The organism is Vibrio sp. D431a (assembly GCF_030248655.1).
Taxonomy (GTDB): Bacteria; Pseudomonadota; Gammaproteobacteria; order Enterobacterales; family Vibrionaceae; genus Vibrio; species Vibrio alginolyticus.
Map to the genome: position 1 here is coordinate 164,394 of NZ_JAHGAP010000024.1, position 15,094 is coordinate 179,487.

Here is a 15,094-nt window from a genome sequence, read left to right on the forward strand (position 1 = left end):
TACTATAACATTGAAACGGAACAAAAAAGGGCCAGCGATTGCTGACCCTGTATAGTTTTAAATCAAGAATGGTTAAAGTGCTTTAAAAATAGACTCAACACTTTCTTTCGCATCACCAAATAGCATTGATGTATTTTCTTTGAAGAACAGTGGGTTCTGTACTCCTGCGTAACCAGTATTCATTGAGCGCTTGAATACCACTACGTTTTTCGCGTTCCATACCTCCAATACGGGCATACCAGCGATTGGGCTGTTCGGATCTTCCAGTGCGGCTGGGTTGACCGTATCGTTAGCACCGATAACCAATACGGTATCGGTTTCTGCAAAGTCATCATTGATTTCATCCATTTCAAGAACGATATCATACGGTACTTTTGCTTCAGCGAGTAACACATTCATATGCCCCGGTAGACGACCCGCTACTGGGTGAATCCCAAAGCGAACTTCAATACCTTGTGAACGAAGTACATCAGTAATTTCATGAACAGGGTATTGTGCCTGAGCTACTGCCATGCCATATCCTGGAGTGATGATTACTGATTTTGAGTTCTTCAACATCTCTGCAACTTCTTCAGCCGTTGTTTCACGATATTCGCCCTGCTCTTCGTCACCTGAAATCACTATCTCTTGACCAAAACCACCGGCAATAACACTGATAAACGAACGGTTCATTGCTTTACACATGATGTAAGAAAGAATCGCACCTGATGAACCTACCAAAGCACCTGTTACAATCAATAGATCATTTGCTAGCATGAAACCTGCTGCCGCTGCTGCCCAACCTGAGTATGAGTTCAACATAGAGACAACAACTGGCATATCTGCACCACCGATTGAAGCGACTAAATGGTAGCCGAATGCGAACGCGATCAAAGTCATCACAATAAGAGCGAACATGCTGCCATCTGCTTTTACGAAGTAGATCATAAGAAGCGTAGAAATAACAACCGCTGCGAGGTTCATTTTGTGCTTATGAGGCAGATTAAGTGGCGACGAAGAAATCACACCACGCAGCTTACCAAATGCGACAATTGAACCGGTGAAAGTTACGGCACCGATGAACACACCCAAGAATACTTCTACAAGGTGGATAACATGCTCAGCATGTGTTGCTGCTTCTGGCGCATCTAGGTAGCTGTTGTAGCCAACTAAAACCGCAGCTAAACCTACAAAACTGTGTAGAATCGCAACCAGTTCTGGCATCTCGGTCATTTCTACTTTCTTCGCATAGAAAATACCGATCGCACCACCTATCGCCATCGCGATAATGATCCAACCAAAACCTTGCGCATCTGGGCTAAAGATCGTCGCTATTAGCGCGATCGTCATACCAGCGATACCGTAGTAGTTACCATTACGAGCAGACTCTTGCTTTGAAAGCCCCGCCAAACTCATGATGAAAAATAATGCAGCAACAATGTAAGCTGCTTGTACTAATCCTGCAGACATTGTGACTCCTATTTATCTTTGCGGAACATTTCAAGCATACGCTTGGTGACGGTGAAACCACCGAAGATATTGATACTCGCGATCAATACGGCAATAAAAGATAGGAATGAAACGACGCCATTACCTTGTCCAATTTGCAGTAATGCACCAACGACAATAATGCCAGAGATAGCATTCGTTACTGACATTAGTGGAGTATGAAGTGCATGGGTAACATTCCATACTACGTAGTATCCGACAACACACGCTAGAACAAATACAGTAAAGTGAGAAAGAAACGCTGCCGGAGCAACCGATGCTACCCATGCAAAGGCTCCAACAGCCGCTGCCACACCAATAATTTTCTTCGTTGGAGACGTAGGTTCTTCTACTTTAGGCTCTGGCTTTACAGGCTGTTCTTGTTTCACTTGCGGCTGAGCTGAAACCTGAATTGGTGGCGCTGGCCAAGTAACTTCACCTGCTTTCACCACGGTAACGCCACGGATAACAACATCTTCAAAATCAATATTGATGTTGCCATCTTTCTCTTTACACAGCAGTTTTAGAAGATTGACAAGGTTTGTCGCGTAAAGCTGAGAAGATTGTGTTGGCAAACGACCAACCATGTCAGTGTAACCAACAATTTTTACGCCGTTATCCGTCATGATAACTTGGTCTTTCACTGTATATTCACAGTTACCGCCATTAGCAGCTGCCAAGTCGACAACTACACTGCCCGCTTTCATGCTGTCGACCATTTCTTTGGTGATCAACTTCGGCGCAGGTTTACCAGGGATGAGCGCGGTCGTAATAATGATATCAACATCTTTAGCTTGCTCTGCGTATAACTCTGCCGCTTTTTTGTTGAAGTCATCAGACATTTCTTTTGCGTAGCCATCCCCAGAGCCTGACTCTTCTTGAAAGTCAACGGTCAGGAACTCAGCGCCCATCGATTCAACTTGCTCTTTTACTTCTGGGCGGACGTCAAACGCACGGACAATGGCACCTAAGCTACCTGCAGCACCGATAGCCGCCAAGCCAGCGACGCCAGCACCCGCAACCAATACTTTCGCTGGAGGTACTTTACCGGCAGCCGTAATTTGACCTGTAAAGAAACGACCAAACTCATGAGCTGCCTCAACCACTGCACGATAACCAGCGATATTAGCCATCGAAGATAGCGCGTCTAAGGCTTGTGCACGTGAGATACGAGGAACGGAATCCATGGCAAGAACGTTAATGTTCTTACTGGAAAGTTGTTCCATCAACTCAGCATTTTGAGCCGGCCAAATAAAGCTAACCAGTGTTGCTCCATCTTGCAGTAACGCAATTTCGTCAATGTCTTGCTCATCATCCACAATTGGCGCATTAACTTTTAAAATAAGGCCAGATGCCCAAACTTCTTCACTAGAAACGATTTTCGCACCAGCTGCTTCATAAGCGGCATCATCGAAACTCGCTAGCACCCCCGCTTGGGATTCAATCGCGACATCGAATCCCAATTTTATTAACTGCTCAACCGACTTCGGCGATGCAGCCACTCGCGATTCACCCGCGAGTATCTCTTTAGGTACACCGATTTGCAAAACGCATACTCCTTGTATACATATCAATAAATTAGTCCCAAAACAGAGCGTCGCTCTACTCTAATTCTTTTTTATTTCTATCTGTTTACCACGCAAGACAATTGCAAACGAAAGATGATGTTTGGGGACACCCATTTGCATAATAACACCTTGACTAACAGCCCTGTTATTATTCTGTTTGTATCGAACGCGTCTCATTACTTCAAGTGTTTTGTAATTTAAATACTAAATTTCATTACATATAACGCTAAGTAATGAATGATTGTCGCTCTGTGCACGAAAAATAACAACGCAACACCGTACTAGACTGAGGTCTAACCAGGTAACGATTAAATACTGACTTAACAGAGATTTAAGCGTTAAAAAGAAAGAGCCACTAGCATATACACTAATGGCTCTTTTTAAGATGACTGGAATCAAATTGCAGTAAATTGCTAGTCGAAGATTTTATCGCCCATTTGATCAATAAACATTTGAGATTTCTTCAACATAAGGTCATTGGCATCTTGCTCTGAGCCAAGCAAATCGGAGCGAATAAACCGATGTGTTTTCACTTCATCATCGTCATGCTTTTCTATTCGACCAGCGATGCGATATTGTCCGCCCTCTGAAAGGCTCTCTGGGTAAATAAGGAAACCTTTATATTCAACTGGTTCGATATTTTTGGCTTCAACCGTTTTCTCACTACCACCAAACAAACGCGAAAAAAATCCCACGATTCCTCCTTGGGTCAGCTCACTAGTCAACTGAGCGACTCTTACTTAATATTAACGTTAAGGATCGGTTTTTCATACCAATCCAACTCTTTGTCATCATCATAACTAGTATGGGAAAAAATTACAGGCACATCATACTCTCGGTTCTTACGCCTGTCTTCTTTCACCATTTCTGCGGCGTTTTTCACCGCTATATCCGCGCTTTGCTTAAACTGGCTTAATTTTTGTTCAGGAAGTGAAGACAAAAAATCAATATCATGACGGATATAGACAGGCTTGAGCTGGATAAGCGCAAGGCAAGCAATATCGGCTAACTGTTCGTTGTCATACTGTTCTAAAAATTCGGGCAAACTGAGAACCTGGCCTACTAATGTTTCCATGTAGTTGTGCACATCTGAGCTTATCTGCATCTGTAAATCTCCTTTTTCCTATGAAATGAGTATAGCAACGACTTGTTTATAACAACTTATTGATTGCTCTTAATTTAATCAATCTCTCTCTTTTTGCCGTAATGTCTTCCAAAATACTTGGGAAAAGGAACAAATAGACGTATTCTTGCTAGTTCTCAAAGTTCGAAATTCAATAACGGATAAATATCCATATTGATAAAACGATTTACCTAACCAATTATATAGTCAACTATTTTCAGGCAGTTTGTAATAGATGTCCTCATCGTCAATGACTTCATCAGGCTTCAGATTCTTATTCCCTTTTTTGCTACTGGGCATAGTGAGTTCGGGCATGGACAGCATTATTCAGATGACTCAGGCAAACTGGGGCATTGCCGCAAACTTGCCGTACATACTATTAGGTTGTGCGCTACTCCTTTGTTATTCATTTAAGCAAGGCAGAGAGTCCATGGTGTGCTTGGCAATGTTGCTAGCCTACTTCGTGATACAGCACCGCCTACAAGTCCCGCTTCAAAGTGGTACCGCTTTACTTGAGCTAACCATTTTAGCCACGTTACTTCCTGTCTCGTTTCTTACGGTATTTTTGTTTAGTAAAGAAGGTTTTGACTCTAGAGCCATGTTGACTTACATCTTGATGTTAGCAATGTTCGTTCTTTGGTCTTATCTAACGCTAGCATATTACGTTGAAGGAGGGTTTGAACAATGGACAAGCGGTATTTTATTTATTGTACCTACGGTCTCTAAACTGCCTTTAATTCTTGTTTTATATTGCGTGGGTATTGTCTGTTTTCTTGGAATCCTTGTTTTAAAGAAGAATGAAATTATCCATGCGATGACCTACTCTGCCATGGTATTGGCGTCTGCGACGTTCATTTTCTTTGATGTGCAGTACATATCAAGCACCATGTTTACGCTAACAGGGCTGCTTATCATTATTTATGCCGCTTCCGCTAGCCATCAACTAGCTTTCACCGATAGTCTAACACTGATTCCGAGCAGACGTGCACTTGATCTCGATCTAAAACACATGGGTAAGAAGTTCACGATCGCAATGCTTGATGTTGACCATTTTAAAAAGTTTAACGACACCTACGGTCACGATACTGGTGATGACGTTCTAAAAATGGTCGCTTCGCGCCTCACTAAAACCCCAGGCGGCGCAAAAGTTTATCGATTTGGCGGAGAAGAATTTACCATCGTTTTTAAAGGCAAATACGCTGACGAATGTAAGAACTTTTTGGAAGAAGCTCGCAAATCGATTGCAGAATACGAGATGATATTACGCGATGAAGAATCTCGCCCTGAGAACCATAAACAAGGACAAAAACGTCGTGGTAGCAACAGTTCGAAAAGAAAGTCGGTTTTTGTTACCGCAAGTTTCGGAGTTGCTGATAGCCGGAATGGGCAAGCTCCTCTGGACGTCATTAAATTAGCGGACGAAGCACTTTACAAAGCGAAAAAGGCCGGACGTAACTGCATAAAGCTTCGTTAGACCCTCACCAATCGTGAAAGTTAACAAGCTTGTCCGGGTTTAAAACAAAACCGAACTTCCCCATCAGCATAATAACTGCACTCATCGTTGCCACTATCCCGATGTTATCTATCTAATCAAAGGTATAAGGTATACGCCTGATTGCGACATTCCGTTCGCACTGTGTCGCCTATCTTACTTTGAGTTAGCTTTAAAATAACCACCAAAAAGTGACAACGCAACAAAAGGAGTGATATTCATAAGATTTTGTTTTTAAAAAGAATTAACCACAGTATGTGTGTTTCTTCCCAAAGATTTTGATGTATATAGTGCTTTATCAACTGTCGCATACAAGTCTGATTGCACTTCTTTCCCTGTCGGTTGAAAAACAAAAACACCCTGTGACACTGTCACCCTATTTGACACACTAGAATACTCATGTGGGTAATCGAGAAAATACATAGCCTCTTGTATACGCTCGGCTTCTCTTTCTGCTGTTTGAGTGTCGGTACACCCTAGCAACACGACAAACTCTTCTCCACCATATCGACCTACATATTCCCCAGAGCGACAAAACGTCGCCTTTAGTTGATTCGCAATCGCTTGCAAGCAACGGTCGCCCTCAATATGACCGTAATTATCATTAAACGGTTTAAAAAAATCGACGTCCAATAGAATCAAAGCCATTGGCATATTGTGACGACCATGCCATGCAACCATCGATTCCAACTTATGGTCGATATAACGGCGGTTATAGAGTTTGGTTAGGCCATCTTCATTCGCTTGTTGAGTCAAAAGTTGATTAACTTGCTCTAATTGAGCTGTCGCTTGCTTAAGCTCTCGTCTCATATGAGCAATACGCTGCATTGCGATAAGTTTGGAGTTCAGTACCAGTTTATCTACCGGCTTAATTAAATAGTCATCACCGCCCGCGTCTATGGCTTTAGCAATCATTTCTGGCTCTTCGTGACTACTCAAGAAAATAATTGGGATCCAATCCGGAAACGTTTCTCTTATATGAAGAGAGACTTCAAAACCGTTCATATCTGGCATTGATATATCGAGTAACACCAGTTCCGGATCAAAACTCTCGTAGGTATTTAACGCCTCTAGTCCACTACCTACGGCTTTTACAATATGTCCAAGTTGCTTTAGACGAATAGCCAACTGCATCCTGTCTAGCTGAACATCGTCAACCAGAAGGATTCGCATCGATGTCCCTGTCGGTTGCATAACGCGTTCCATTTTTAATTATGTCTTTATTAAACATATACCATACTCATAGAGTTGTTGCATTCGACTCATAATTAAGTGCTATATTTTTGTTTGAATATCACGGAATCCATTGCATAAAGCAGTTAGACTGGACGTTACCCTATCTAATCATGGCCTGTGAGCAGAAGTTCAACAAACTCATTCACTTTGGTCATCTTGCGGACTAATGGGTATAGCTATTTGATGCATTTGGTATTAATATTCCCGCCTTTTTGTAATGAGAGACACACCATGTCAGAAGCAACTAACAGCGAAAGCAAAAAAATCGATCTAGCCAGCATTTCTCCAGAGCTACGTAAAGTTATCGAATTTGACGAAGTTCCAGAGCAAATGTTCGAAATGGTTACCTCTATCCATGAAGTGTCTGAAGAAGCGGTACGTGAATCATGGGACGAAATGCCAGCAAGTGCACAGAACATTCTAGACAACTTTGAACAGTTTCATGCTCTAGTTTCTGTAGGCCAAGCATTCGCTGGTATTAATGTGATGGAAGAGTTTCCGACTCTTAATCTGCCAGAAAACATGACAGATGAAGATAAAGAAGAATACCGTGCTCAACTACTTGATAATGTGCTTCACAACTGTGTGAAAGACATGGTTAAGCAACTTAAGAAAGCACGTCGTGACCCACTTCTTAAGCGTGAATTCAAAGAAGTATTCGCGAAGTAATTCCGACATTCTTCTAGTAACAAAGGCCGCACTTTGCGGCCTTTTTTGATCATGAAGCGTAAATCAGTCTAAACGGTTAATGAGGCGCTAGTGCCATATCTTTTTGTGTCACACTGACACCTTTAATTTGTGCAAAAACACGGCTACCAACTTTTAGGTTGAGATCATCAAGGGCCCACGGTGTGATCGTTGCCCACAAATAACATTTCTCGTCTAGCTTGAGTGATACATTAATACTCTGCTTGTCATCGGCTGCGTTAAACGCCTCGATGGAATCGACAATAGCAGGCAAAATATTTCGAATCGACGTCGCCTTGGGTTGCTCGAGCGTGATAGAAACGTCGTTGGCACGCACTTGCAAGCGTATTGGCGTGTCTGGTGTTCCGTCGATCTTTTGCACCCACAGGAATACATTAGGTGCAAGGCTGATACAAGTCAGTGCATAACGTTCATGATGTTCAGCAATCCGGCCTTCAAATAAGCTGCTTTGATCTGAGAAAGATTGCCATGGACGCATAGCATGAGAAGCCCACACTTCCTCAAGCTTACCTGAACTCGAAATTTTACCTTGGTCAATAATTGCAAGGTGTTGAGCAAGCCTTAAAATTTCCTGGAGACTGTGTGTGACATAGATAATAGGGATATTTACCTTCTCCGACAACTCCTCAAGAAAAGGCATTACCTCACGCTTTCTTGGCATATCGAGTGAGGCAAGTGGCTCATCCATCAAAAGCAAATTGGGTTTAGATAGCAATGCGCGCGCAATCGCAACACGTTGCTTTTCACCACCAGAAAGTGATACCGGAAAGCGCTTTAGTAACGGTTTGATAGACAAGAGTTCGGTGACTGCATCAAAATACTCGTCATCTTTTTCTTTAACGCCATATAACAAATTGCCTTGAACCGAATAGTGAGGAAACAGACGTGAATCCTGAAACACATAACCAATACCACGCTTGTGCGTTGGTAGGTTGATTCCCTGTTCACTGTCAAACAAAACATGCTCACCAACCGCAACATACCCTTGCCTTGGAGTGACCAATCCGCTGATGATGTTAATCAACGTCGTTTTACCTGCACCAGATCGTCCAAACAAGGCACTAATTCCGTTACAGGGTAACTTAAGTTTGATGTCGAAGTCAGTCTCACCAAGCATTTGTTTAAATTGGACTTTAATCGTCATTGCTTCGCACCCAATCTGCTTGCCGCTTTACGATTTAGCCATTCAGAGATCATTAATGTAGACAAGGCTAACGCGATAGAAATGATACACAGACGAGCCGCCTGCATTTCTGCACCTGGCGTTTCAATAAAGTTGTACATTGCCAGCGGAATCGTTTGGGTCTCACCCGGAATATTAGAGACGAAACTGATCGTCGCCCCGAATTCGCCAAGACTACGAGCAAATGACAGCATCGTGCCCGTAATAATTCCGGGAATGGTCAGTGGTAACGTGACGGTGAGAAACACTTTTAAAGGAGAAGCGCCTAACGTAGAGGCTGCGTGCTCCAATTTAGGGTCGACGCTATCTAAGCTTAAGCGTACTGAACGAACCATCAAAGGCAAAGCCACGACAATACAAGCGACTACTGCCCCTTTCCAATTAAAGCTAAATACTACCCCTAAGTTTTCATAGAGCCACTTTCCAAGGAACCCTTGTCGTCCTAAAGAAATCAACAATAAATAGCCGATTACCACTGGCGGCAATACCAGTGGTAAATGAATTAAGCTATCGAGAATCGATTTACCAAAGAACGTTTTTCGAGAAAGTAGCCAAGCAAGAAAAACGCCGAGAGGAATCAGCCAAAGTACTGCGTACGCGCCTACTTTGAGGCTTAACATTAAGGCTTGGTATTCCAGTTCTGTCACGCTTCGTTCCTATAATTGAAGGCCGGTCTATTGCTGAAAGCCATATTGAGCAAAAACGCGTGCGGCTTCGTCCGATTTTAGGTACTGGAAGAACTGCTCCGACTCAGTAGAATCATTCACAATTGCAGCCGGGTAAACAATAGCCGCATGCGTATCACTCGCAAATTCGCCGAGAATTTTGACTTTATCAGTTAACTGAGCATCGGTTTTGTAGACCACACCTAAAGGCGCTTCTCCACGTTCAACCAACGCCAAAGCTAAGCGCACATTCTTTGCTGGTGCGACGTGAGTTTGAACCGCTTTCCATACACCCAGTGTAGTCAATGACTCTTTCGCGTACATACCAGCAGGTACTGACGTCGGATTGCCTAAAGCAAGACGATTTCCATGCAATGCCTTCTCCCATGCCTTTGAATCAGAAAAGTTAAATGAGGTTAATTCTGAAGACTGGGGAGCAATCAACACTAAGCTATTGCGCACTAGATTTGTGACATTGTCACGAAAAATGACGTCTTTATCGACCAAATAATCCATCCATTTCGTGTTCGCAGAAATGAATACATCCGCTGGTGCGCCATTGATAATTTGTCGAGCGATAGAAGAAGAACCACCATAAACGGGAGTGATAGAAACGTCATACTTTTCTTCAAAGTTTTGCGCGATCTCGTTAATCGCATTCGTCATAGAAGAGGCTGCATACACTTTTAGGTTCGTTGCTGCGTTTGCTGAAAATGAAATGCTTAATACTGCCGCAAGGCAAGCATGCTGTTTCCATGCTTTCATAGAGATACTCCAATACAAGGCAAGCGAAAGAACAGGTTATTTGAATATAAAGTTCAATCAGTTAATGTGCTATTTAAACAAAAAATCAAGGCGCATATGTTGTTCTATCGCATCTGCGATGCGATTAATGCCTTGCTCCTTTAACTCTTCAAAGTCTTGTTGTTTGATTTGGGTGCCGTTTACCCATTCTGATACCAGGCTTAAGACATCTGCCTCGTCAAAGAACCCGTGAAGGTAGGTTCCCATGATTTGGCCACACTCGCTGATCGCCCCCTCCGCTTCACCGGAACTGAATGTAAGAGGTTGCAGGCCCCGTACTTCACTTCGCCCTACGTGGATTTCATAACCCTTTACATTGGCTGTTTTGCCGTTAAGAGAAAGCTGTGCTTGTGTGTTTGTAAGCTGTTTGCTGTTAGTTAGCGTCGTAGTGATATCAAGCAAGCCAAGTCCTTCGCTTTGACCTGGTTGGCCTTCGACGCCGTTTGGATCATCAATCAAGTTTCCAAGCATCTGGTAGCCGCCACAGATACCAATCACTTTTCCACCAAGACGAATATGACGAAAGATATCTTTATCCCACCCCTGGCTTCTTAGATAATCCAGATCGTCTCTGACCGATTTGGTCCCAGGCAAAATAACCAGGTCGGCTTTATCTATTTTTTCGCCTTTACCTACATAACGTAGATTGATGTCTGGATTCAATCGCAGCACATCAAAATCAGTATGATTACTAATCCGGGTTAAAACAGGCACAACAACATTCAGTTTTACCTCAGAGTGCAACTCTTGCTGTGCAGTGATCGCGTCTTCTGCTTCTAAATTCAAACCATGAAGAAAAGGAAGTACACCAAGTACAGGTTTACCTGTTTTTTCTTCTAGCCAATCGAGGCCCGATTGCAATAAACGAATATCACCTCGAAAACGGTTGATAACAAATCCTTTTACTCGCGCTTGTTCAGATTCAGAAAGTAACGCAAGTGTTCCGTACAAATGTGCAAACACTCCACCACGATCAATATCAGCAACAATGATCACTGGTACATCAGCGGCCTCAGCAAAACCCATGTTTGCAATATCGCCTTCTCGTAAATTGATTTCAGCAGGACTCCCCGCGCCCTCGATAATGATCGAATCAAATTCTTGAGTCAGACGAGAGAAGGAATCTAACACCGTGTCCATCGCCACTTTCTTGTAATCATGAAAGCCAGCCGCATCCATATTGGAAATCGCCTTACCCTGCAAAATGATCTGAGCACCTGTATCACTGTTAGGTTTAATTAAAACCGGATTCATATGTACGGTTGGCTCAATATTACACGCCTGTGCCTGAACGGCCTGTGCTCGACCTATTTCACCGCCATCTTTGGTTACCGCACTATTTAGTGCCATGTTTTGTGGCTTAAATGGGGCAACATTTATCCCTTTTCTTGCTAATACACGGCATAAACCTGCCACAAGGACACTTTTTCCGGCATCCGAAGTGGTGCCTTGAACCATTAAAGATGAGATCGCTGATTTCATGAACATTTGTAAGGAATAGAGGAAGATGAACAATCATAACGTCATCGTCCCCACTTACTCAAGCAAATGAATAGAATATGAATGTTGAAATCATCATTGGTTCAAACAAGCCCTGTTTTAATGAACCCATCAAAACAAACCGATGAGGATGTAACATGAAAAAGAATACAATTATCGCAACAATCGCCGCCTTAGCTATTGCTCCTTCTATCGCGTTCGCGAAAGATAACGCTCAAAACCAATCAAACTTGCAGTTTAACGGTCCTGTCACTGTGGAAAAATTGGATGCGTTGCTAAACGACTCCAATATGTTTACTGAAAAAGATGTGGTCGTTGAAGGTAACTTATTGCGTCAAGTTCGCGCGGATAAGTTTGTCTTTAGCGATGGTTCCGGTGAAGTGATGGTCGAACTCGATGACGATATTCAGCTAAATACTCCGATTGATCACACGACTAAAGTCCGCCTGTTTGGCGAATTTGAAGGCGGGAACAAACCAGAGATTGAAGTCGAACAACTCGTGGTCATGTAAAACAAAACCCCGATTGCTGTGCATATCAACATGATGTAGTGACGATTACAGCTAAATAGTGACGGCAAGCACTTAAAATGATAGCTTTATCAATCTTGGTCTGCTTTTTGCAGACCATTTTTTTGTTCATTTTAATCATCTTGCCCGGAGACACCATGCTAGGTAAAGCTCTAAAGGTTGCAGCCTTTGGTTTGTGTGCTATTTTGCCACTTTCCGCACATGCAAATAATTTCAACTACAACACGATGGAATTTCGCATGGGCACTAGCCCTGGTACATTTGGTGGCGAGTTCAATACCTACTTTACAGAGAATACCCATTTCATTGCTCGCGCAGACAGTGAGTTTAGCGGAGACTGGGACATTGCTGGTGGTATAGGCTTTAATGGGCCAGCAGGCCAATTTGCAGATATTTATGGCCAAATGTTGGTACACAACATTAAAGAGAACGGCAGTGATAAAGTGGGTGACGAGTGGCGCACGGAAGTGAATATTGGCACTCGTATTTGGTTTATGCAAAATGTTGAGCTACATGGCCGTATCGGCCAAATCATAGATAATGACGATTCGAACACCATTTACAATCTGGGCGCACGATTCCACTCTACTCAGCAACTATCGCTTGGTGCAGATTTCAAAAATAATGGTGTCTATGGCCAGCAAATTGTAATGTCTGCTCGTTTTGCATTTTAGTGGACATGACTATGACTACCAGGGCATCACAAGCAAGCATATGATTCAATAAAAATGGCCTCCAATTTTGGAGGCCATTTTTTGTTAATCACGAATTATTAGCTTGTAGCAGAAACTAGCTGTAATACATCAGTTTTTAGCGGTTTTTTTAGGTTTATCTTGCACATATTTTTTCGATACATCTACAACGGCGATATCTCTAAAAAAGCTTCGACCAAGCAAAATTGGAAACGTCATATGTCCGCGATCCGCTAACGTAAACTCTGTCTTTTCTTTGTGATCCCCAACGGTAATGTAGGCTTTTACCACCGCTCGTTTATCCACCTCTTCTGACGAAGACTGCTTAACTTTAGCCCAGCGCTCAACGGGTACTTTAAATTCTTTGGTGTCTTTGTCACCTAAATCTATCTTAAATTTAACCCAGTCTTTACCATCACGCTCAAACGGAACAATGTCAGTCGCACTAATTGATGATGTTGTCGCACCTGTATCGACTCTAGCCTTGAAAGTCTGGTCAATTTCAGGAACATAAACCCATTCTTCAGAACCAAGAATTAACATGCCATCGGGTGTTTTTGTGACCTTGACTGGCTTCTTAGGCTTTGGTTCCGGCTTTTTCTCAGGTTTCGCTTCTGGTTTGGGCTCCACCTCTGGCTTTGGATCTACATCAGGTTTCACTTCTGGCTCGACTTTAACGGGCTCTTCGACCTTTGGCGACTCTGGCTCAACAGGTTCCTGCGTCGTTTGAGTTGACGTACAAGCAATTAAACTGCCGCTCATCATAAGCGGCAGAATCAGTTTCCAGTTTTTCATCCACACTCCAATTAAGCTTGAGATACTTTCTTAATTGCGTCCGCTACGTATGGAATATGAGTTTCGGTAAGTCCGGCAATGTTAATTCGACCATCGCCAACACCATAAATGCCATAATCTTCACGCAGTTGCGCCATTTGGTTTCCACTAAAGCCTAGCACAGTAAACATGCCTTTGTGACCCTCAATGAAATCAAATTGATCTGTATTATGGTTGTTTCTCAACTCGTTACACAAACTTTGACGAAGACTAACCAAACGATGTTGCATTTCACTCAATTCTTGCTTCCAAACGGAAGTGAGATTGTCATCTTGCAGAATGGTCTTAACTAAAGCTGCACCATGGTCGGGTGGCATCGTGTAAGTCGAGCGAGCTAGAGTGAGGAGTTTACCTTTTGCATTGGTTACATCATGCATGTTCTTACCAACCACAATCGCTGCACCAGTTCGTTCACGGTACAGACCAAAGTTCTTCGAACATGAAGTAGTAATCAACATCTCTTCAACGTTATCTGCCATAAAACGAAGACCTTTTGCGTCTTCTTCTAGGCCATCACCGAAGCCTTGGTAAGCAATGTCCACAAATGGGATGAAACCGTTCTTCTGCGACAATTCTGTAATGGCTTGCCAAGCAGAGAAGTCAATATCTGCACCAGTTGGGTTGTGGCAACAACCATGAAGAAGTACCACATCTGAAGGCCCAGCTTTCGCAAGATCATCCATCATTTTTGCGGTGTCTACTTGTTTCGTTTCTGGAGAAAAGTAATGGTAGAACTTAACTTTAAGACCTGCCGCTTCCATCACTGGTTTATGGTTTACGTAGCTAGGGTTTGAAATCCAAACCGTCGTATCTGGCTGTGCGACCTTCATTAGGTCACCTAACATACGCAGCGCACCACTTGCACCTGGCGTTTGAATGGCAGCAACACGATCCATTGCTGACGTTCCCGTCAGTAGCAAATCGATCATGCTTTTATTAAATTCTTCGCAACCCGCAAGACCAACGTAAGATTTGGTTTTTTGAGTTTCAACAACGACATCCTGCGCCATTTGAATGGCTTTCATGATCGGCGTTTCGCCTGCGCTGTTTTTGTATACGCCAATGCCAAGGTCAACCTTGTTTGGACGTTCATCGTTACGGTATGCAACGGATAGAGATAAAATAGGATCTAATACGGGAGTTGGGAGATTAGAAAACATGAAAGTCATAACCCTTTGAAATTCAAGTACCGAACCTCACGTTAACACCATCGCAAAAAATGACGAAATGATTTTTCACTTATTTCATCAATTAGAGAACAAAATTCTGGATTGCGGTGAGTTTTGTGCGCT

The 15,094-nt window shown here is 42.9% G+C and carries 15 protein-coding genes; 4 read left to right on the forward strand and 11 right to left on the reverse strand.

Going from position 1 to position 15,094, the window contains the following annotated elements; translation table 11 throughout:
* Positions 1 to 72: 72 nt before the first annotated feature.
* The 4 genes from pntB to KJB35_RS19795 form a co-directional block, all read right to left on the reverse strand.
* Positions 73 to 1,449 carry a Re/Si-specific NAD(P)(+) transhydrogenase subunit beta gene (gene pntB / locus KJB35_RS19780; protein WP_005376248.1) on the reverse strand — a complete coding sequence of 459 codons (1,377 nt, stop codon included), beginning with the start codon at positions 1,447 to 1,449 and terminating at the stop codon, positions 73 to 75.
* An 8-nt stretch (positions 1,450 to 1,457) separates the two neighbouring features.
* Positions 1,458 to 3,014, reverse strand: a complete 1,557-nt coding sequence (locus KJB35_RS19785) for a Re/Si-specific NAD(P)(+) transhydrogenase subunit alpha (protein ID WP_213907660.1) — start codon at positions 3,012 to 3,014, stop codon at positions 1,458 to 1,460.
* 434 nt (positions 3,015 to 3,448) lie between these two features.
* On the reverse strand, positions 3,449 to 3,730 hold the full coding sequence (locus KJB35_RS19790; protein ID WP_115386646.1) for an HlyU family transcriptional regulator: 282 nt from the start codon (positions 3,728 to 3,730) through the stop codon (positions 3,449 to 3,451).
* 41 nt (positions 3,731 to 3,771) lie between these two features.
* Positions 3,772 to 4,140, reverse strand: a complete 369-nt coding sequence (locus KJB35_RS19795) for a late competence development ComFB family protein (RefSeq protein ID WP_005376241.1) — start codon at positions 4,138 to 4,140, stop codon at positions 3,772 to 3,774.
* A 253-nt stretch (positions 4,141 to 4,393) separates the two neighbouring features.
* On the opposite strand from KJB35_RS19795, the gene KJB35_RS19800 reads away from it, so the two are divergent.
* Positions 4,394 to 5,632, forward strand: coding sequence for a diguanylate cyclase (locus KJB35_RS19800; protein WP_064354791.1), 1,239 nt, complete (start codon positions 4,394 to 4,396; stop codon positions 5,630 to 5,632).
* Between the two features lie 252 nt (positions 5,633 to 5,884).
* Here KJB35_RS19800 and KJB35_RS19805 read toward each other — a convergent pair whose 3' ends face one another.
* Positions 5,885 to 6,844 carry a diguanylate cyclase gene (locus tag KJB35_RS19805; protein ID WP_017634619.1) on the reverse strand — a complete coding sequence of 320 codons (960 nt, stop codon included), beginning with the start codon at positions 6,842 to 6,844 and terminating at the stop codon, positions 5,885 to 5,887.
* Positions 6,845 to 7,117: 273 nt separating this feature from the next.
* Between KJB35_RS19805 and KJB35_RS19810 the strand changes: the two genes are divergently transcribed.
* Positions 7,118 to 7,555, forward strand: a complete 438-nt coding sequence (locus KJB35_RS19810; RefSeq protein ID WP_005376232.1) for a DUF3069 domain-containing protein — start codon at positions 7,118 to 7,120, stop codon at positions 7,553 to 7,555.
* A gap of 76 nt (positions 7,556 to 7,631) precedes the next feature.
* On the opposite strand, the gene modC is transcribed toward KJB35_RS19810, so the two are convergent.
* The 4 genes from modC to KJB35_RS19830 form a co-directional block, all read right to left on the reverse strand.
* Positions 7,632 to 8,738, reverse strand: coding sequence for a molybdenum ABC transporter ATP-binding protein ModC (gene modC, locus KJB35_RS19815; protein ID WP_005388041.1), 1,107 nt, complete (start codon positions 8,736 to 8,738; stop codon positions 7,632 to 7,634).
* Positions 8,735 to 9,424, reverse strand: coding sequence for a molybdate ABC transporter permease subunit (gene modB / locus KJB35_RS19820; protein WP_064376841.1), 690 nt, complete (start codon positions 9,422 to 9,424; stop codon positions 8,735 to 8,737). Before modB ends, modC begins: the two co-directional genes overlap by 4 nt.
* Positions 9,425 to 9,451: 27 nt before the next feature.
* Positions 9,452 to 10,207, reverse strand: coding sequence for a molybdate ABC transporter substrate-binding protein (gene modA, locus KJB35_RS19825; protein WP_064376842.1), 756 nt, complete (start codon positions 10,205 to 10,207; stop codon positions 9,452 to 9,454).
* 69 nt (positions 10,208 to 10,276) lie between these two features.
* Entirely contained in the window at positions 10,277 to 11,728 is a 1,452-nt protein-coding gene (locus KJB35_RS19830; RefSeq protein ID WP_213907659.1) for a cobyric acid synthase, read from the reverse strand.
* Positions 11,729 to 11,883: 155 nt separating this feature from the next.
* Between KJB35_RS19830 and KJB35_RS19835 the strand changes: the two genes are divergently transcribed.
* Positions 11,884 to 12,258 carry a YgiW/YdeI family stress tolerance OB fold protein gene (locus tag KJB35_RS19835; protein WP_005376220.1) on the forward strand — a complete coding sequence of 125 codons (375 nt, stop codon included), beginning with the start codon at positions 11,884 to 11,886 and terminating at the stop codon, positions 12,256 to 12,258.
* A gap of 155 nt (positions 12,259 to 12,413) precedes the next feature.
* The gene (locus KJB35_RS19840; protein WP_017634623.1) at positions 12,414 to 12,950 is read left to right on the forward strand and encodes a hypothetical protein; all 537 of its coding nucleotides are present in this window, start codon (positions 12,414 to 12,416) and stop codon (positions 12,948 to 12,950) included.
* A 129-nt stretch (positions 12,951 to 13,079) separates the two neighbouring features.
* Here KJB35_RS19840 and KJB35_RS19845 read toward each other — a convergent pair whose 3' ends face one another.
* Complete coding sequence (locus KJB35_RS19845) at positions 13,080 to 13,763, reverse strand: ATP-dependent zinc protease (protein WP_005388032.1); 684 nt, start codon at positions 13,761 to 13,763, stop codon at positions 13,080 to 13,082.
* An 11-nt stretch (positions 13,764 to 13,774) separates the two neighbouring features.
* A complete protein-coding gene (locus KJB35_RS19850; RefSeq protein WP_064376843.1) occupies positions 13,775 to 14,962 on the reverse strand; it encodes an amino acid aminotransferase in 1,188 nt (395 codons plus the stop codon).
* Positions 14,963 to 15,094 lie beyond the last annotated feature (132 nt).

Bases quoted from the DNA above. Each gene is read 5' to 3' on its own strand.
- KJB35_RS19795 (WP_005376241.1), bottom strand. From the start codon at position 4,140: ATGCAGATAAGCTCAGATGTGCACAACTACATGGAAACATTAGTAGGC.
- KJB35_RS19835 (WP_005376220.1), top strand. From the start codon at position 11,884: ATGAAAAAGAATACAATTATCGCAACAATCGCCGCCTTAGCTATTGCT.
- KJB35_RS19810 (WP_005376232.1), top strand. From the start codon at position 7,118: ATGTCAGAAGCAACTAACAGCGAAAGCAAAAAAATCGATCTAGCCAGC.
- KJB35_RS19840 (WP_017634623.1), top strand. From the start codon at position 12,414: ATGCTAGGTAAAGCTCTAAAGGTTGCAGCCTTTGGTTTGTGTGCTATT.
- KJB35_RS19805 (WP_017634619.1), bottom strand. From the start codon at position 6,844: ATGCAACCGACAGGGACATCGATGCGAATCCTTCTGGTTGACGATGTT.
- KJB35_RS19830 (WP_213907659.1), bottom strand. From the start codon at position 11,728: ATGAAATCAGCGATCTCATCTTTAATGGTTCAAGGCACCACTTCGGAT.
- KJB35_RS19850 (WP_064376843.1), bottom strand. From the start codon at position 14,962: ATGTTTTCTAATCTCCCAACTCCCGTATTAGATCCTATTTTATCTCTA.
- pntB (WP_005376248.1), bottom strand. From the start codon at position 1,449: ATGTCTGCAGGATTAGTACAAGCAGCTTACATTGTTGCTGCATTATTT.
- modC (WP_005388041.1), bottom strand. From the start codon at position 8,738: ATGACGATTAAAGTCCAATTTAAACAAATGCTTGGTGAGACTGACTTC.
- KJB35_RS19800 (WP_064354791.1), top strand. From the start codon at position 4,394: ATGTCCTCATCGTCAATGACTTCATCAGGCTTCAGATTCTTATTCCCT.
- KJB35_RS19845 (WP_005388032.1), bottom strand. From the start codon at position 13,763: ATGAAAAACTGGAAACTGATTCTGCCGCTTATGATGAGCGGCAGTTTA.
- modA (WP_064376842.1), bottom strand. From the start codon at position 10,207: ATGAAAGCATGGAAACAGCATGCTTGCCTTGCGGCAGTATTAAGCATT.